Annotated in this window: 16 protein-coding genes and 4 tRNA genes; 2 read left to right on the top strand and 18 right to left on the bottom strand. The window is 67.3% G+C overall.

Features of this window, described 5'->3' with window-relative positions; translation table 11 throughout:
• Window positions 1-9: 9 nt before the first annotated feature.
• The 14 genes from ABH900_RS05965 to ABH900_RS06030 all read right to left on the bottom strand — a co-directional run bounded on the left by ABH900_RS05965 (window position 10) and on the right by ABH900_RS06030 (window position 14,172).
• Window positions 10-85 (bottom strand) — tRNA-Gly (locus tag ABH900_RS05965).
• Window positions 86-222: 137 nt separating this feature from the next.
• A tRNA-Gly gene (locus ABH900_RS05970) sits at window positions 223-298 on the bottom strand.
• A 313-nt stretch (window positions 299-611) separates the two neighbouring features.
• Complete coding sequence (gene pgsA, locus ABH900_RS05975; RefSeq protein WP_012510614.1) at window positions 612-1,238, bottom strand: CDP-diacylglycerol--glycerol-3-phosphate 3-phosphatidyltransferase; 627 nt, start codon at window positions 1,236-1,238, stop codon at window positions 612-614.
• Window positions 1,239-1,256: 18 nt separating this feature from the next.
• Complete coding sequence (gene uvrC, locus ABH900_RS05980; RefSeq protein ID WP_429621992.1) at window positions 1,257-3,101, bottom strand: excinuclease ABC subunit UvrC; 1,845 nt, start codon at window positions 3,099-3,101, stop codon at window positions 1,257-1,259.
• Window positions 3,098-4,510 carry a hypothetical protein gene (locus ABH900_RS05985; protein WP_429621993.1) on the bottom strand — a complete coding sequence of 471 codons (1,413 nt, stop codon included), beginning with the start codon at window positions 4,508-4,510 and terminating at the stop codon, window positions 3,098-3,100. The genes uvrC and ABH900_RS05985 overlap by 4 nt, the downstream gene beginning before the upstream one ends.
• Complete coding sequence (locus ABH900_RS05990) at window positions 4,507-4,995, bottom strand: low molecular weight protein-tyrosine-phosphatase (RefSeq protein WP_429621994.1); 489 nt, start codon at window positions 4,993-4,995, stop codon at window positions 4,507-4,509. The genes ABH900_RS05985 and ABH900_RS05990 overlap by 4 nt, the downstream gene beginning before the upstream one ends.
• On the bottom strand, window positions 4,992-5,765 hold the full coding sequence (kdsB, locus tag ABH900_RS05995; protein ID WP_429621995.1) for a 3-deoxy-manno-octulosonate cytidylyltransferase: 774 nt from the start codon (window positions 5,763-5,765) through the stop codon (window positions 4,992-4,994). Before kdsB ends, ABH900_RS05990 begins: the two co-directional genes overlap by 4 nt.
• 75 nt (window positions 5,766-5,840) lie before the next feature.
• Complete coding sequence (gene lpxK, locus ABH900_RS06000) at window positions 5,841-6,860, bottom strand: tetraacyldisaccharide 4'-kinase (RefSeq protein ID WP_429621996.1); 1,020 nt, start codon at window positions 6,858-6,860, stop codon at window positions 5,841-5,843.
• On the bottom strand, window positions 6,860-8,608 hold the full coding sequence (msbA, locus tag ABH900_RS06005; protein WP_429621997.1) for a lipid A export permease/ATP-binding protein MsbA: 1,749 nt from the start codon (window positions 8,606-8,608) through the stop codon (window positions 6,860-6,862). The genes lpxK and msbA overlap by 1 nt, the downstream gene beginning before the upstream one ends.
• Window positions 8,605-9,027 (bottom strand): ExbD/TolR family protein, encoded by a 423-nt coding sequence (locus ABH900_RS06010; protein WP_014036620.1) that lies wholly within the window; start codon window positions 9,025-9,027, stop codon window positions 8,605-8,607. Before ABH900_RS06010 ends, msbA begins: the two co-directional genes overlap by 4 nt.
• Before the next feature lie 3 nt (window positions 9,028-9,030).
• Window positions 9,031-9,693 carry a MotA/TolQ/ExbB proton channel family protein gene (locus ABH900_RS06015; RefSeq protein WP_429621998.1) on the bottom strand — a complete coding sequence of 221 codons (663 nt, stop codon included), beginning with the start codon at window positions 9,691-9,693 and terminating at the stop codon, window positions 9,031-9,033.
• Between the two features lie 3 nt (window positions 9,694-9,696).
• Window positions 9,697-12,096: a DNA internalization-related competence protein ComEC/Rec2 gene (locus ABH900_RS06020; protein ID WP_429621999.1), complete on the bottom strand. Its 2,400-nt coding sequence runs from the start codon at window positions 12,094-12,096 to the stop codon at window positions 9,697-9,699.
• A 59-nt stretch (window positions 12,097-12,155) separates the two neighbouring features.
• Entirely contained in the window at window positions 12,156-13,499 is a 1,344-nt protein-coding gene (locus ABH900_RS06025; protein WP_429622000.1) for a sensor histidine kinase, read from the bottom strand.
• Between the two features lies 1 nt (window position 13,500).
• Window positions 13,501-14,172 carry a response regulator transcription factor gene (locus tag ABH900_RS06030; RefSeq protein ID WP_429622001.1) on the bottom strand — a complete coding sequence of 224 codons (672 nt, stop codon included), beginning with the start codon at window positions 14,170-14,172 and terminating at the stop codon, window positions 13,501-13,503.
• 163 nt (window positions 14,173-14,335) lie between these two features.
• On the opposite strand from ABH900_RS06030, the gene ABH900_RS06035 reads away from it, so the two are divergent.
• Entirely contained in the window at window positions 14,336-14,620 is a 285-nt protein-coding gene (locus ABH900_RS06035) for a hypothetical protein (protein ID WP_429622002.1), read from the top strand.
• Between the two features lie 93 nt (window positions 14,621-14,713).
• On the opposite strand, the gene ABH900_RS06040 is transcribed toward ABH900_RS06035, so the two are convergent.
• Entirely contained in the window at window positions 14,714-14,854 is a 141-nt protein-coding gene (locus tag ABH900_RS06040) for a hypothetical protein (protein ID WP_429622003.1), read from the bottom strand.
• 182 nt (window positions 14,855-15,036) lie between these two features.
• On the opposite strand from ABH900_RS06040, the gene ABH900_RS06045 reads away from it, so the two are divergent.
• Window positions 15,037-15,378, top strand: a complete 342-nt coding sequence (locus ABH900_RS06045) for a hypothetical protein (protein WP_429622004.1) — start codon at window positions 15,037-15,039, stop codon at window positions 15,376-15,378.
• Window positions 15,379-15,491: 113 nt separating this feature from the next.
• Here ABH900_RS06045 and ABH900_RS06050 read toward each other — a convergent pair.
• From ABH900_RS06050 to uvrB, 3 genes are all read right to left on the bottom strand, one after another.
• Window positions 15,492-15,566: transfer RNA gene (locus ABH900_RS06050), tRNA-Val, on the bottom strand.
• A 98-nt stretch (window positions 15,567-15,664) separates the two neighbouring features.
• Window positions 15,665-15,739, bottom strand: a tRNA-Val gene (locus tag ABH900_RS06055).
• 106 nt (window positions 15,740-15,845) lie between these two features.
• On the bottom strand, window positions 15,846-17,870 hold the full coding sequence (uvrB, locus tag ABH900_RS06060; RefSeq protein ID WP_429622005.1) for an excinuclease ABC subunit UvrB: 2,025 nt from the start codon (window positions 17,868-17,870) through the stop codon (window positions 15,846-15,848).
• Between the last annotated feature and the right edge of the window lie 173 nt (window positions 17,871-18,043).

Here is an 18,043-nt window from a genome sequence, read left to right on the forward strand (position 1 = left end):
TCTTGAATCTGGAGCGGGAAACGAGACTCGAACTCGCGACCTCAACCTTGGCAAGGTTGCGCTCTACCAACTGAGCTATTCCCGCTTGGGAGGCGGCATTTTACCGGATTCACATCGGAGGTCAAGCATCGATCCTGACGACCGATGACATCAATGAAGCGCCACTTCATCACCGATGGGAAAATGAAAAACGCCCTCTTCCGAGAGCGTCATTCTTGAATCTGGAGCGGGAAACGAGACTCGAACTCGCGACCTCAACCTTGGCAAGGTTGCGCTCTACCAACTGAGCTATTCCCGCTTGGGAGGCGAAATTCTACCTGTTCTGGAAAAGGCGTCAAGCGATTTTTTCGGGGTCTGGGGGCGCCTTGCACCGCGTATCCACGCATGGCGTGGATCTACTGCAACATCCCCGCAAACCGTTGGGTCCGCACCACCCGTGATGCAGTATTTCCAGTAGATCCACGCCATGCGTGGATGGACACGCCATGATCCAGTAGATCCACGCCGTGCGTGGATGGACACGCCATGATCCAGTAGATCCACGCCGTGCGTGGATGGACGCATCCTGGGGTCAGAGCCCTTTCCTGCGGAAAGGGATCCGACCCCGGCGCTCAGTTGCCCAGCTTCTTCTGCCGTGCACGCTCGCGCGCAGCGCGCTCGTCATCGCGCAGGCTCGGCCAGGCGGCGTGCAGGTACTGCAGGCCCGACCACAGGGTCAGCACCGCGGCAATCGCCAGGGTCCAGTCGCCGATGTGGAACACCGGCCAGCCCATCCAGATGTCTTCCACCGGCACGTTCGGTGCCACCGAGTACAGCAGGCACAGCAGCGCGACCATCTGCGCGGTGGTCTTGACCTTGCCGATCATCGCCACGCGCACCTTGGCGCGCTGGCCCAGTTCGGCCATCCACTCGCGCAGCGCCGACACCGCGATCTCGCGGCCGACGATCACCGCCGCCCAGAACGCCATCCACGGCGTCGGGTGGCCCTGCACGATCAGGAACAGCGCCACCGCCACCATCAGCTTGTCCGCCACCGGATCGAGGAAGGCGCCGAATGCCGACTCCAGCTGGTAACGGCGTGCAATCCAGCCATCGAGCCAGTCGGTGATCGCGGCAAGACCGAAGATCGCCGCCGATGCGAAGTTGGTCCAGGTGTAAGGCAGGTAGAACACCAGCACCAGCACCGGGATCATCACGATCCGCAACAACGTCAGCCAGGTGGGCAGGGTCAACTTCATGCTTGCGTGCTTCTCTCTCTACTCGGCCGCATCGGGCGTGGCCAACCCGTGCAGGTTAGCGTAGATACGTGCCGCGAGGGCGTCATTGATGCCTTCCACCCTGGCGATTTCCGCTTCACCGGCCGCCTTCAGGCCGACCAGCCCGCCGAAATGCTTGAGCAGGCTGGCACGACGGCGCGGGCCGATGCCAGGGATGTCCTCCAGCTTGCTGGTCATCCGTGCCTTCTGGCGGCGGCCGCGATGGCCGGTGATGGCAAAGCGGTGCGCCTCGTCGCGCACCTGCTGGATGAACTGCAGCGCCGGATCGGCCGCACCCGGGCGCAACTCGCGGCCATCGGGCATCACCAGCGCTTCGTGGCCGGCGCGACGCTCCACGCCCTTGGCCACGCCCACCAGCAGCACGCCTTCCACGCCGAGGTCAGCCAGCGCGGCCTGGGCCTGGGCCAGCTGGCCGGCACCGCCATCGATCAGCAGCACGTCCGGCAGCACACTCTGCTCTTCCACCGCCCGGCGGAAGCGGCGATCGATGGCCTGGCGCATGGCGGCGTAGTCGTCGCCAGGTTCGATGCCGCTGATGTTGAAGCGGCGGTACTGCGCGCGCACCGGTCCGGCGGCATCGAACACCACGCACGAGGCCACGGTGGCCTCGCCCAGCGTATGACTGATGTCGAAGCACTCGACCCGCTTGACCGGCTCGGCCAGGCCCAGCATGTCGCGCAACGCATCACTGCGCGCATGTTGTGCGTTGCGGCTGTTGAGCTCCGTGGCCAGGGTCAGCTGCGCGTTGCGGCTGGCCAGTTCCACGTAGCCGGCGCGCTCGCCGCGCACGTTCCACTTCAGCTGCACCTTGCGCTCGGCCGAGGCCGACAGCGCGGCGGTCAGCAGATCGGCGTCGGGGATCTCGCGATCGAGCAGGATCTCGCGTGGCGGCGCGAATTCGATGTAGTACTGCGAGACGAACGCGGCCAGCACCTCCTCCGGACTCTCCTCGCCATTGGTGCGCGGGAAGAAGGGACGGGTGCCAAGGTTGCGGCCATCACGGAAAGCCAGCAACAGCACACAGGCCTGCGAACCCAGCATGGCCACCGCCAGCACATCCAGGTCGGCGGCGCGACCATCCACGTACTGGCGGGTCTGCATGCTGCGCAACGAAGAGATCAGGTCGCGCAGGCGTGCGGCCTGTTCGAATTCCAGCGCCTCGCTCGCCGCCTGCATCTGGTCGCCCAGCTCGCGGGTCAACTCATCACTCTTGCCTTCCAGGAAAAGCGCGGCACGGCGTACCGATTCGGCATACTCCGCCGGCGCCACCAGCTCGACACAGGGCGCGCTGCAGCGACCGATCTGGTACTGCAGGCACGGCCGCGAACGGTTGCGGAACACGCTGTCCTCGCAGCTGCGCAGCTTGAACAGCTTGTGCATCAGGTTCAGCGTCTCGCGCACTGCGGTAACGCCGGGATACGGCCCAAAGTAGCGACCAGGAATCGCACGCGGGCCGCGATGCAGGGCAATGCGCGGCCAATCCTCGCGCGTCAGCAGCACATGCGGATAGGTCTTGTCGTCGCGCAGCGAGACGTTGTAGCGCGGCGCCAACGATTTGATCAGCTGGTTTTCCAGCAGCAGCGCCTCGGCTTCCGAGCGCGTCACCGTCACGTCCATGCGCGTGATCTGCGAGATCATCGACATGATCCGCGCGTTCTTCGGGCTGCCGTTGAAGTAACTGCCGACACGGTTGCGCAACGCGCGCGCCTTGCCCACGTACAGCAGCGTGTCGTCGGCGGCGTACATGCGGTACACGCCGGGGGCGGTACTGAGCTGGGCCGCGAAGGCCTTGCCGTCGAAGGCCGGGGCGGGAACGTCGGTCATTCGCTGATCGGGACTTCGCTGAGCACACCGCTGTCGGGGTCGAAACGCAGCACCGCGTGGGCATCGGTCTCGGCCACCCATACCGCACCGGCGCCCACGGCCAGCCCGGCCGGCCCATGCAGGCGGCGCGGCAACGGCTGGGTAGTCAGTTCACCGCCGCCCAGACGCAGCGTACGCAGGCGGCCATTACCGGTATCGGCAATCCACAACAGCGGTGCCTCCGGGCTCAGTGCGATGGCCTGCGGGAACTGCAGGCTGGCCTGCGCACGCGGGCCGTCTTCATGGCCGAACCGCCATGGCCCCTGCCCGACCAGGGTCTGCACCAGGTCGCCACGCAGCTGCAGCGCACGGATCGAGGAACCCAGCGCATCGGCCACGTACAGCACCTGTTGCACCACGGCCAGCGCGCTTGGCTGGGCGAAGGCGGCCAGATGGCCGCTGCCATCGCGCTCGTCGATGGCCCCACTGCCGGCACGCCATTGCAGGCTGCGCTGACCCAGGTGATAGCTCCAGATGCGGTTGTCGCCAGCCATGGCGATGTGCAGCTGGTTGTCGGCGATGGCCAGGCCGACCGGATGGTCCAGCGAGACCTGCCGCGCCTGCGCAACCGGACCCTCGACGGGAGCACCGGGCCGGCCATTGCCGCACAGCGTGTCGACGATGCCGGTCAACAGGTTGATGCGGCGCACGGCATGGTTGCCGGTATCGGCCACGTACAGCGCGTCGCGCTCCAGCACCAGCGCCTGCGGACGGTGGAAGGCGGCTTCGGCCAGGTTGCCATCCATGAAATCGGCGGTCCCCAGGCCGAACTGGCGAAGGATGCGGCCGCCATGGCTGCATTCGAGGATGCGATGGTGGCCGCTGTCGGCGATATACAGCCGCTCGGTGCTGACCGCCAGGCCGAGCGGGAAGCGCAGCGCCTGGCGCGGCTCCGGATGCAGCTCACTGCCACCACGCGGCGGTGCCAAAGGGGCGCCCTGGCACAGCGCATTCAAGGCCCGCTCCAGCTCACCCGGCACACCCTGCCCGACCAGCCGCTGTTGCTCGCGCCCCTGCGCATCCAGCAACACCATGGTCGGCCAGGCGGTGACACCGAAGCGGCGCCAGCCGTCCCAGTCGGCATCCAGCAGCACCGGCATCGTCAGGCCTTGCCGCCGCAGCAGCTTCAGTGCGGCCGCGGGGTCGCGTTCGAAATCGAAACGCGGCACCTGCAGCACCAGCGGCTGCAGCTTGCCCGGGTGGCGCGACAGCCATTGGCCGAACTCGGCCAGGCGTTGCGCGCTCCAGGCGGAGGCCGCGTTGACGAACAGCAGTGCGACCGGCCGACCGCGCAGTTCGGTCAGGGTGCAGGGGGTGGCATTGAGCCAGGTGGCGAACTCGGGCAGGTCCGGGACGGGCTGGACGTTCATGACCCGATTATGCCGGAGTCGGCGTCATGCAACAGTCGTGCCACCGCACGTTTTGCAGCATCGTCCACCAGTGACCAGACCTGTTCGAAATGATCGCTGCCGCCGGTATAGGGATCCGGGATCGACACCCGTCCCGACCCGCCGGACCAGGGCAGGTACAGCGCCAGCCGCTCACGCTGGGCAGGCGTGGCCAGGCGGCCTGCATCGCGCAGGTTGGCCTCGTCGGCGCACAGGATCCAGTCGAACCGATCGAAATCAGAGCGCTGCAGCTGGCGCGCGCGCAGGCCACCGATGTCCACGCCGTGCCCCGCCGCGCAGGTGATCGCGCGGCGGTCCGGTGCTTCACCCACGTGCCAGTCGCCGGTACCGGCAGAGTCGACCTGCACCCGTCCGGCCAGCGGCGAGGCCTCCAGGCGTGCGCGCAGCGCCCCTTCGGCCATCGGCGAGCGGCAGATGTTGCCGAGGCAGACGACCAGTAGCTTCATCGTGCCGCCATCGCCTGCAGCAGCGCCTCGGCGCGCTCCAGGTCCTCGGGGGTGTCGATACCCGGCGGGAACGGCTCGGGCGAGATCGCCACGCTGATCGGGTAGCCGGCCTCCAGCACGCGCAACTGCTCCAGCGATTCGACCTGCTCCAGCTGACCGGGCGGCATCGCTGCGAACTGCTGCAGGAAGCCGGCCCGGTAGCCGTAGATGCCGATGTGGCGCAGCCAGCTGTGACCCTCGGGCAGCGTGTCGCGGCCGCGCGCGAAACCATCGCGATGCCAGGCGATCGGCGCACGGCTGAAGTACATCGCTTCGTTGCGCACGTTGCGCACCAGCTTGACCACGTTCGGGTCGAACAGCGTCTGTGCATCCTCGACGGTGGTGGCCAGGGTCGACATCGGTGCATCGCCAGCGACCAGTGCGTCAGCCACCGCACGGATGCCCGCCGCTGGCGCGAACGGCTCGTCGCCCTGCAGATTGACCACCACGGTGTCGTCGGACCAGCCCGCGATACGCGCGCACTCGGCCAGGCGATCGGTGCCGGAGGCGTGCGTGGCCGCGGTCATCGCCACCTTCACCTCGGCCAGCCCGGACAGCGCATCGGCGATGCGCTGATCGTCAGTAGCCACCCAGACCTCGCCGGCACCGGCCTGCAGCGCGCGGCGCGCCACGTGCAGTACCAGCGGTTCACCGCCCAGCGGGCGCAACGGCTTGCCCGGCAGCCGCGAGGCAGCGTAGCGGGCCGGGATGGCGACAACAAATTCGGTCATGCGGGCGGTACTCGGCAGGCTCGTTACAACGGGAATGCGGCCAGCGGCGCGTGAATGCAAGCGCTGGCGCATCACTCAGTTCGGCCGCAGCTTGTCCAGGCGATCGGTGAGCGCCACCCAGAACGCGGCAGGCAGCTCGGCACGCAGCGGGACTGCGTAATGCCAGTCGTTGCCAAACGCACGGCACTTCACCGCGTCCTTTTCGGTCATCAGCACCGGCAGCTGGCTGCCGAAGGACAGGTCCTGCGGCTGGTAGGCCTGATGGTCGGCAAAGGCATGCGGCACCACGCCGATGCCACGCGCGCGCAGCATCTCGAAGAAACGCTGCGGATGGGCAATGCCGGCCACGGCGTGCACACGCTGGCCCTTGAAATACGCCAGCGGGCGCGCGCGGCCGCCGGCCAGTGGCTGCGCACTGTCGATCTGCAGCGCCATCGGCCACTGCCCGAAGCCGCAGGCCTGGGCTGCGGTCTCCCCATCGGCCTGGCCCAGGTTGACCACGCGGAAATCGCATTCGCTGGCACGACTCACCGGTTCGCGCAACGGACCGGCAGGAATCATCAGGCCGTTGCCGTAGCGCCGCTGTGCATCGATCACTTCGATCTCGATGTCACGCGCCAGCCGGTAGTGCTGCAGACCGTCATCGCAGACGATCACATCGCAGCCAGCCTCGATCAATGCCCTGCCGGCCGCCACCCGGTCGCGGTCCACGCGCACCGGCACGCCGGTCTTCCATGCGATCAGCACCGGTTCGTCACCGCCCTTGGCGGTCGGCGTGTCGGCCTGGACCCACAGCGGCTTGTCAGCGTCTTCGCGGCCATAGCCGCGGCTGGCCACACCCGGTTTCCAGCCGGCCGCACGCAGGCGCTCGACCAGGGTGATGGTCAACGGCGTCTTGCCGGTGCCACCGGCGGTGATGTTGCCGACCACGATCACCGGCACCGGCAACGAGTAGCGCTTGCGCCAGCCGCGGCGGTAGGCCCGCCGGCGCAGCGCGGTGACACCTGCATACAGCGGCGCCAGCAGGCGCATCGCCCATGGAACCGGCGCGCCGTCGTACCAGTACGGCGGGGTCTGGGTACCCTTGCCTGCCATCAGTCCTGCCTTTCGCGGAACTGCATGCTGTGCAGATGCTGGTACAGGCCACCCATTTCGAGCAGCTGCTTGTGGGTACCACGCTCGACGATACGGCCGTGATCCATCACCAGCACCTGGTCGGCGTGCTCGATGGTCGACAGGCGATGGGCGATGACCAGCGTGGTGCGTTCGGGCATCAAGCGTTGCAGTGCATCCTGCACCAGGCGCTCGGACTCATTGTCCAGAGCGGCAGTCGCTTCGTCGAGAATCAGGATCGGTGCATCGCGCAGGATTGCGCGCGCGATCGCCAGGCGCTGGCGCTGGCCACCGGACAGCAGCGCACCGTTCTCGCCCACCGGGGTCTGCAGCTGCTGCGGCAAGCGCGCAATGAATTCCCAGGCATTGGCGGCTTCGGCCGCCGCACGGATCTGCTCGTCGGTCGCATCCATGCCATAGGCGATGTTGGCGCCAATGGTGTCGTCGAACAGCATCACCTTCTGCCCGACGATCGCCACCTGCCGGCGCAGGTCGGCCAGCGGGTAATCATCCAGCGCCACGCCATCGAGGGTGATGACACCGCCACTGGGCTCGTAGAAGCGCGGCACCAGCCGGATCAGGCTGGTCTTGCCGCTGCCCGAGCGGCCGACGATGGCCGTCACCGTACCCGGCCTGGCGACGAAGCTGATGTCGTCCAGCGCGATACCACTGTCTTCGCGGTAGCGCAGCATGACGTGGTCGAACGCCAGCTCGCCACGCACGCGTTGCACCGAATGCTTGCCCTCGTCGCGCTCAACCGGCATGTCAAGGATGCCGAACAGGCGCTCGGCAGCAGCGACGCCGCGCGAGATCGAGGTCTGCACGCTGGTCAGGCGGCGCAGCGAGGGAATGATGGCCATCATCGAGGTCATCAGGCCCATGAACTGGCCGGCATTGAGGCGGCCGGCCAGCGCTTCACGGGTCGACACCCAGACGATCACCGCCAGCGCCAGCGCCGCCAGGAACTGCACCACGCTGGATGCGGCAGCGCGGGTGACCTCTACCTTCATGTTCAGCGCCAGCATGCGGTTGGCCAGGCGCGAGTAGCGCGAGATCTCGTGCTGCTGGGTGCCGTGCACCTTCACTTCCTGCTGTGCGGCCAGCGACTGCTCGGCGGTCTGCGCCATCGTGCCCATGCCGTCCTGGATGCCGCGGCTGATGCGCCGGTAGCGCTTGCCCACGTAGGACACGATCACGCCGATCAGCGGCACCACCACCAGCATCGCCAGGGTCACCTTGACGCTCATCTGCAGCATTACCGCCAACATGGCGATGATGGTCAGGGTATCGGCCACCACGGTCTTCAACGCGTCGGCGCTGGCCTGGGTGACCTGCTCGGTATCGAAGTTCAGGCGGCTGACCATCACCGGCGTCGCTTCGGTATCGAAATGCGAAGACGGCAGGTGCAGATACTTCTGCAGCACCTGTTCGCGCAGGTCGCGGACCACGCTGCGGCCGGTCTTGGCCAGCGTGTAATCGCTCACCCAGGTGGCCACGCTGCGCATCAGGAACAGCCCCAGGATGGTCAGCGGCAGGATCACCGCCATGCGCGGTTCGGGATTGACGAAGCCGCGGTTGACCAGGGGCTCCATCAGCTTGGTGAAGTGATAGCCGGCCAGGGCTTCGACCACCATCGCGATGACCGCCCCGACCATGAATACCCAGTAGGTGCGGGTATAGCCCAGCAGACGTTTGTAGATCGGCCACACCGGCGCGTGATGGGAACTCATGGACGCACCTCTGGCGCAGTTGCAATGGCGATACGACGGAAACCGAGCTGACCGAGCGCGTCCTGCGCAGTCACCACGGCCTGGTAGGGAGTACGTGCGTCGGCGCGCAGCAGCACGGGCTGGCTGCGGTCACTGCCGGCGACGGCTGCGATGGTCTGCTTGACCGACTCGACGTCGCTGCGCAGCACTTCCTGGTCATTGATGAAATAACGGCCTTCGGCGTTGATCAGCACGCTGAGCGAACGTGGCGGCTCGTTGTTGGGCTGCTGGCTGGCGGTCGGCAGCTGCACCTGCAGCGTCGAGCGCGCGTCGAAGGTGGTGGTGACCACGAAGAAGATGATCAGCACCAGGATGACGTCGATCAGCGGTACCAGGTCGATGTGCGGCTCATCCTGGGATCGGTCGTTGCCGATACGCATCGATCAGGCCTTGGCCGTCGCGGCGCTGGCCGCACGCGCTGCCGGCGCCGGATTCATCACCCCGGGGCGACCGTCGAGCGTGTCCAGCAGCGCGCTGGCTTCCTGTTCCATCTCAACCACATAGCCATGGATGCGGCCCTTGAAATAGCGATGGAACATCAGCGCCGGGATCGCCACGATCATGCCGGTGGCGGTACATACCAGCGCCTTGCCGATGCCGCCGGCCAGCTGGTTCACATCACCCACGCCATGGTCGAGGATGCCCAGGAACATCTGGATCATGCCGACCACCGTACCGAGCAGGCCCAGCAATGGGCCGGCCGAGGCGATGGTGCCCAGCGCGTTGAGGAAGCGCTCCATGCGGTGCACCAGGTGGCGGCCGGTGTCTTCGATGCGCTCGCGGATCTGGTCACGCGGACGATTGCGTGATTCCAGCGCCGCGGCCAACAGCGCGCCCAGCGGCGAGTTGGTGCGCAGGGTCTGCAGGTGCGCCGGATCAAGCTTGCCGCGTGCAGCCCAGTTGCGCACCTCCTGGCCGAGGCCGGGGGGCAGCACCTCGGTTCGCCGCAGGGACCAGAAACGCTCCAGGATGATCGCCAAAGCCAGTACGCCCAACAGCAGCAGCGGCACCATCGGCCAGCCACCGGCCTTGACCAGTTCCCACACGTTTCAACCCTCCGGCCCAACGGCCGCTTGTTCGATCGGCGATAGGATAGCAGCCGACCGCGCCCGCCCAGCGGCATCCCACCACCGGGATGCATGGATACGCTGTTCACGCAGCTGCAGCCCTTGTGCGCCAAGCCATACGCGGATGGCACCGGACTCGGCAGTGGACACCACTTCGGCTCCCTGCGCCTGCCAGCGCCGGACCACCTCCCGCCGTGGATGGCCGAACCGGTTCTGATGGCCCGCCGAGACCAGCGCCAGACGGGGTGCCACCGCCGCTACCCAGGGCGCGCTGGAACTGCCAGCGCTGCCGTGGTGCGGCACCAGCACCACATCCGCACGCAACTGCGGCGAAGAGGTGGCCAACAGGCTCTGTTCGGCCGGCCGGCCGATGTCGCCCGGCAACAGGATCACGCCGTGGGCACCGACCACCCGCAGCACGCAGCTGTCCTCGTTCTCGGCCCGTTGGCTGTCAGCGGCAGGGTGCAGCACCTGGAAATCGACGCCATCCCAATGCCAGCGCAGCCCCCGCTGGCAACGCCGGGCCCCCGCGATCGCGCTGGCGGGCGGAGCCAGCAGCTCAAGCCCCGGCAACTGACGACGCAGGTTGGGCAGGCTTCCGGTGTGGTCCAGATCATCGTGGCTGAGCAGCACCCGGTCGGGCGGCGCCTGGCCCAGCGCGCGCAGGGCCGGAACCAGGATCCGCTCACTGCCCTCGCCGCCGGCCGGCGGCCCGACGTCGTACCAGAGCGCGTGCCGTGCCGTGCGCAGCAGCACGGCAGTCCCCTGGCCCACATCGTGCACCAGCAGTTCCAGCTCGCCGTCGGCCGGTCGCCCGCGGGCCGGCCACAGCAGCGGCAGGCACAGAAGCAGACCCGCCAGGACACCTCCGGCCCCGCGCGGCAGCAGCCACCAGAACACCCCCAGCATCGCCGCCGGCACCGCCCATGCGGGCGCCTCTGGCAACCACCACATCGCCTGCGGATGCGCCGCCAGCGGCTGCAGGGCCCGCCAGCTGACCTCGAACAACCCCGCTGCCGCGACCCATGCCCATCGCCCCGCCCCATCGTGCAGTGCCTGCAGGCCCGTGCCCAGCAACGACAGCGGCACCACCAGCAGGGTCCACCAGGGAATGACCGGCAGGTTGACCAACGGCCCCAACCGAGCGGTACCTCCGAACAGCGCGATTGCCAACGGCAGCAGCCCCACGCTGGCCACACCCTGCGCGGCGAAGAAGCCACGGAGACTGCTGCCCATACCGCCGGGCCGCCCCTGCGGCAGGCACCACAGCAGCCACAGCACACCGCCGAAACTGAGCCAGAACCCCGCTGACAGGACCGACAGCGGCGCCGGCAGCAGCATCCCCACCGCCGCCAGCGACAGGCCCTGTCCCGCACCGAGCGGCCGTCTACCGCTGCGTGCCAGCGCAATCAGCCCGATCATCAACGCCGTACGCACCGTAGGCAGTGCGCCACCGGCCAGCAGCGCGTACCCGGCGGCGGCCAGGGCAGCGGCCACCGCCGCCGCCTGGACCCTGGGCCGGTGCCGACCCAGACATGGCAACAGCCACCACAACAGCCGGCACAGCCAGGCGCCCAGCCCTGCCACCACGCCAACGTGGAAGCCGGAAATGGCCACCAGATGGGTCAGGCCCAGCGCACGCAGCTGTTCCCAGTCGGTGTCGGACAGGGCGCGCGTGTCGCCCAGCGCCAGCGCCTGTACGAAACGTGCAGACGGGCGCGCCACCTGCGCGGAGATCGCGGCGCTGCTGCGTTCGCGCCAGGCGGGCAGGCCGTGCGCGCGCTGCAGCTCGCGTGCACCGCCCGGCGCACGGACCGTGCCGCTGCCAGCCACGCCCAGCAGCACTGCATGGCGCTCGGCATCGAACCCACCGGGATTGATCCGCGAGCGCGGCGCACGAACGCGCAGGGCCAGCTGCCAGTGCGCGCCGGCACGGACCTGGCGGCGCCCTGCCTGGCCGCTGCCGGCAGCGCGGCCCCGCCAGGCATCGTTCCAGATGATCTGCAGGCGCTCACCGCGCAGCGACGGCAGATCGCCACTTTCGCTGACCTGCAGCAGGAAACGGCTGTAGCCGGGCCGGTGGTCCGGCAGGTCGATGACCCGACCACTGACCACCACGTCCTGTGCAGGTTGGCCGGGAGGAAGCTGCCTCAGCAGTGCCCAGTGCCCATGCAGCGCCGCCCAGCCCATACCGAACACCACGACGGCCAGCACGCGCCAGCGCCAGCGCAGGCAGCCGCCACCGACGCCCGCTGCAACCATTGCCGCACACAGCCACAACGGCGGCAACATCGGCAACTGCACGCCGGCCAGCGCACCCAACACCAGTCCTGCGGCGCAGCCACTGCCAGACAGCGCGGGAATGGATCGTTGGGCAACCATCCTGCCAGCCTGCCGGCACCGGCCGCAGGTGGCCTATCAGGCGTTGCCGCGTATGGATGTCAGCGTCTGACGCTGCCGCGATGGAAGTTGACCCGGAAGCTGGCCCCGCCACCGGCCGCTTCGCCGACGCTGACCGAGCCGCCGTGATGCTGCACGATCTCCTTCACCAGATGCAGCCCCAGGCCGCTGCCACTGCCGGCCGCGCGCAGGCGATGGAACGGTTCGAAGATCGCCTCGCGGTCGCCGACCGGAACGCCCGCGCCCTGATCGCTGACCTCCAGCAACCCGCGCGCATCCAGCCGCACACAGATGGTGCCGCGGCCGCCACCATGGACGATGGCGTTGTGCACGAGGTTGGCGATCACCCGCCCCAGCGCCAGGCTGTCACCATGGATCCACACCGGCATTTCCGGAGCATCCACCTCGAAACCGTAGCCGGCGCCAACCACCAGTGGCGCCAGGTCGGCCGCCGCTTCGCGCACCAGCAACGCCAGATCCAGGCGTTGCAGCGCGCCCACATTGCGGTCCAGCCGCTGCAGGTCGAGCAGGTGCTCGGCCACGTTGCCCAGCCGCGCCACGTCGGTCAGCAGCTGCGATTTCAGCTCGCCCTGCGGCAGCTGTGACAGCCGCGCCTGTACCACCGCGATCGGCACGCGCAGCTCATGCGCCGCGTCGGCAAGGAACTTGTCGCGTGCCGCGTACCCCTGCTGCACTTTGTCGATCGCATCGTTGAAGGCTTCCACCAGCGGCGCCACTTCGGTGGAGACCAGCCGGGCATCCAACCGTGCGCCGGGCCGACCGATGTCCAGCTCCTTGGCCTGCTGCGCGGAACGACGCACACCGCGCATGGCGCGATGGATCACCGTTGGCATCACCAGCAGCGTGATCACGATCAGCGGCAGGAAGAACCACAGACCGATCAGGCGCAGCACCATCAATGCGCCATCCAGCAGCCCGCCCTTGGGCGCGCCACCAACCATCACGGTGATGCGGCGTCCGTCCTCGTTGCGGATCATCACCCGTGCCACGTCCAGGTAGGGCGGCACCAGCGAGCCCAGCTCGGTGGCGCCGAGCGTCGGCAAGCGCGCGAGCAGGGGCGCGTGGATCACCGGGATGGTGCCACGCTCCAGCCAGACCCCCTTGTCGTCGACGGCCGCGAACCAGAGGTTGCCGCCGGCTTCCGCATCGAGCTTTTCCCAGCGCGCCTGGTCAAGCACCAGCCGGCCGCCTTCGGTGTGCACCGCCTTGGCCACCGCCTCGGCCATGAACATGTCCATCCCCCAGGTGTCCTTGTCGCCCCAGGTCAGGATCAATGCGACCACCGCGAACAACACGGTGAAGGCCTGCGCCAGGAACAGCCGCCAGGCCAGGCCCAGGGTGATGGAACGGATCGGACGGGCCATCTCAAGCCTCCGCCAGCAGATAGCCGACGCCCCGGATCACGTGGATCTCCACGCCGGCCCCGGCCTGCTGCAAGGCCTTGCGCAGCTTGGAGATGTGCGCATCGAGTGCGTTGGACTGGATCTCATCATCGAAGCCATACACCGCCGCTTCCAACGCGCTGCGGGTGACCGTGCGCCCCTGCCGCATCGCCAATGCCTGCAGCACCAGCACCTGCCGCCGTGGCAACGCCAGTGGCTGGCCCTCCACCAGGGCCTGCAACGATTCGAAATCGAATTCGAGGTGTCCCAGCCGCAGGCTGGGGGTCACCATCGCCGAGGGCCGCCGCGATACCGCGCGGATGCGCGCCATCAACTCCTCGATTGCCACCGGCTTGACCAGATAGTCATCAGCACCGACATCCAGGCCTTCCACCTTGTCCGACAACGTGCCCTTGGCAGTCAGCATGATCACCGCCAGGTTCGGGCGCAGCGCGCGCGCAGTGGCGACGAACGCGGCGCCATCGCCGTCCGGCAGTTGCCGGTCCAGCAGCATCAACTGGTGCACCGGTTCACGCAGGGCGAGTGCCGCCCCGGCCAGGCTGCCGACCACATCGGCGACCACGCCCTGCCGCTCCAGGCCCGATTGCAGGGCCCGCGAGAGATCGGGATCGTCTTCGACCAGAAGGATGCGCATCGTGGACTCGGCTACCGGAAACGGTGCCGATCATAGTGCCTGACGCCGGGATTTGCCGCCCACGCGCGCCGATTGCACAGGCGCAATGTTCTGACAATGTTGCGCCTTCACCATGCACAGCCATCCTCCGCAAACGTCGTCGCCCACGGACAAGGACACCCCCATGGCCTCCGTCTCCCCCACCAGCGAAGCCCACGCGATCCTGCGTGCGCCCGACCTGGACAGCGCCGAACGCGCCTACCTGGGCCTGATGCCCGACCTTGAACACGTCAATGCCCTGGCACGCCGCGCATTGGGAGTGTCGCGGGCTGCCGATGCCGCACGCGGTTATGCGTTGTCCATGACCCTGGTCGGGCTGCGCCTGCAGGAACTTGAAATGGGCGAGGCGACAGCCAGGGAACAACGCCAGGCGACGCTGCACAGCCTGCGCCAGGCTTTCAGCGCCTGATCACGCCCATGCGCGTGGGCACCGCCGCGCGCATGCAGCGATCCTCTTTCCAGGTGCGCCGATGGCACGCCGCATCCTGCCCACTGCCGTGTTTCAGCGCAGCGTGGTCCAGGCCAGCACCGCGCACAGGATCGCCACCCAGATCACTGCCTTGAAGGTGCCTTCCAGCATGTTGCCGCCAAACAGCAGCTCGAGGAATGGATTGGGCCTGGACACCGGGGCTTGGTCGCTCATGCGGTTGCTCCTTGCAGTAGTGGCGCGATTGCGCGGCAGCCCCAAGTTTACGCCTGACCGGCCCGGATTCATCGGCGCCTGACCGTCTTTGGCAACGCAATCCCGGCCTTCGTCGCAGTCCGGCTGCAACGCCGGACACGCCGTGCCAGCCTGCGTGCACTTTCCCGCTGGAGCACCGCGCCATGCCGATGCTTGCCCTGATGCTGCTGCTCTCCAGCCTGTTCGGCGACGGCAGTGGGCCTGACGAGGATGCCCTGCGCAAGCAGATCCTTCGTGCCGAAGCACAGCCTCCGGCCGGGGCGGCCGCCCAGCAGACCGAGCGTGATGTCCTGCCCCTGCAGCTCTACCCGCTGCGCCAGGATCGGGTGCTCCGGCTGGGCAGCCAGCCGCAGGAGCAGACACCTTCCGACGGCCAGCGCACCGCCGCTGACCGCGTCCGCGTAGCGCAGCTGTGGGAGCGCGTGGATGGCCAGTGGCGGATGCAACGTTCGGTCAGCATCGACCTGCTGATTTCACACCACTGAATCCGTTGCGTGGGCAACTGCCGCAGGGACGAGCCCCTGCCAGAACGAAAAAAGCCGGCCCCGAGGCCGGCTTTGATCGATTCCACCGCTTCACCGGCAATGCCGGGAGCAGGTGGTGGGCGGTACAGGGTTCGAACCTGTGACCCCTACCATGTCAAGGTAGTGCTCTACCGCTGAGCTAACCGCCCATCTTGTTCTTGCCGCCCGAAAGCTGGCCTTGCTACGTAAAAACCCGGCGCCAGGGCCGGGCTTTGCAGTTCACGATCACTCTCTTCCGAGAACATCGTGGTGGGCGGTACAGGGTTCGAACCTGTGACCCCTACCATGTCAAGGTAGTGCTCTACCGCTGAGCTAACCGCCCGTTTTGCTTCTGCATTTCCGCGATTACGTCGGTGCAGGCCGCGTATATTACGGATGCCGGCTGTGAAGCGCAATACTTTTGTGAAGATGATGCCGGCTTGCCGCGTTCAGCCCAGGCTGGCTTCCTTCAACTGCCGGATCTGGTCACGCACCCGCGCGGCATCCTCGAACTCCAGGTCCTTGGCGTGCTGGTACATCTGTTGCTCCAGCCCCTTGAGCCGCGCCGCCAGCTGGGCCGGACTGAGTGAACGATAATCCGCCGTTTCCTCGGCCACACCCCCACGGTTCTTTCCCTTGCCCTTTCTGGATTCCTTCTCCGCCGCATCGGATCGGGCACCTTCCAGCACATCGGTGATCGGCCGCGCTACCGAGCGTGGCACGATGCCGTGCTCTTCGTTGTACTCGACCTGCTTGGCGCGACGCCGGTCGGTTTCGTCGATCGCCGCCTGCATCGAACGGGTCACCTTGTCGGCGTACAGGATCGCCTTGCCGCGCACGTTGCGCGCAGCACGGCCGATGGTCTGGATCAACGAGCCGGTGGAGCGCAGGAAACCTTCCTTGTCCGCATCGAGGATCGCCACCAGCGACACTTCGGGCATGTCCAAACCTTCGCGCAGCAGATTGATGCCGACCAGCACATCGAACTTGCCCAGGCGCAGGTCACGGATGATCTCCACCCGTTCGACCGTATCCACGTCCGAGTGCAGGTAGCGCACGCGGATACCATGTTCAGTGAGGTATTCGGTGAGATTCTCGGCCATGCGCTTGGTCAGCGTGGTGACCAGCACGCGGTCGCCGGCCTTGATGCGCGCGTTGGCCTCGCTCATCAGGTCGTCGACCTGGGTGCCGACCGGGCGGATTTCCACCACCGGATCGATCAGGCCGGTCGGGCGCACCACCAGCTCGGTGATCTCGTCACCGGCCTCGCGGTATTCGTAGGGCCCCGGCGTGGCCGACACGTAGATCGCACGCGGGCAACGCTCCTCCCATTCCTCAAAGCGCAGCGGCCGGTTGTCCAGCGCCGACGGCAGGCGGAAACCGAACTCGACCAGGGTTTCCTTGCGCGAACGGTCGCCCTTGAACATTGCGCCGATCTGCGGAATCGTCACGTGCGATTCGTCGATCACCAGCAGCGCGTCGGCCGGCAGGTAGTCGAACAGGGTTGGTGGCGGTTCGCCAGCGGCCTTGCCGGTCAGGTGCCGCGAGTAGTTCTCGATGCCGTTGCAGAAACCCACCTCGGCCATCATCTCGATGTCGTACTGGGTGCGCTGGGCCAGGCGCTGGGCCTCGACCAGCTTGTTCTGCGCATAGAGCTGCTCCAGCCGCTCCTTCAGCTCCACCTTGATGGTTTCAACCGCCGCCAGCACACGCTCGCGGGTGGTCGCATAGTGGGTCTTGGGGTAGACGGTAAAGCGCTGCATGTTGCGCATCGTCTCGCCGGTGAGCGGATCGAACATCGTGATCTTCTCGACCTCGCCATCGAACAGTTCGATGCGCAGCGCCTCGCTGTCCGACTCGGCCGGGAACACATCGATCACTTCGCCGCGCACGCGGAACGTACCGCGCTGCAGTTCGTATTCGTTGCGCGTGTACTGCAGCTGGGTCAGGTGGTTGATCAGGTCGCGCTGGTCGATGCGCTCGCCCTTGGACAGGATCAGGCGCAGCGACAGATAATCTTCCGGCGCACCCAGACCGTAGATCGCCGACACCGTCGCCACCACGATCGCATCCGGGCGCGACAGCAGGGTCTTGGTCGCCGCCAGCCGCATCTGTTCGATGTGTTCGTTGATCGAACTGTCCTTCTCGATGAAGGTGTCCGACGAAGGCACGTAGGCTTCCGGCTGGTAATAGTCGTAGTAGCTGACGAAGTACTCCACCGCGTTGTGCGGGAAGAACGCCTTGAACTCACCATACAGCTGCGCCGCCAGCGTCTTGTTCGGCGCCATGATCAGCGTCGGCTTCTGCACGTTCTGGATGACGTTGGCGATGGTGTAGGTCTTGCCCGAGCCGGTCACGCCGAGCAGGGTCTGCTTGGCGATGCCGGCCTCGAAGTTGCTGGTCAGCTTCGCGATGGCATCGGGCTGGTCGCCCGCCGGTGAATACGGCGAGACAAGTTCAAAACTGTCGCTCATGGTGTTGCCAGTTCCCGGGAATGATGAGTATACGGGGCAAGGGGTGACGGCTGGCTGAGGGGTTGACGGGCAGCCTGTCGCGGCACTTTCCGATGGCGGCCAACAGGCCGGGCGCGGAGGCTGAAGGCATGTCCCTCACCAGAACGCCCCGCCCCTTCAGCCACCCACCCGCA

Source organism: Stenotrophomonas sp. AN71, assembly GCF_050435725.1.
Lineage (GTDB): Bacteria > Pseudomonadota > Gammaproteobacteria > Xanthomonadales > Xanthomonadaceae > Stenotrophomonas.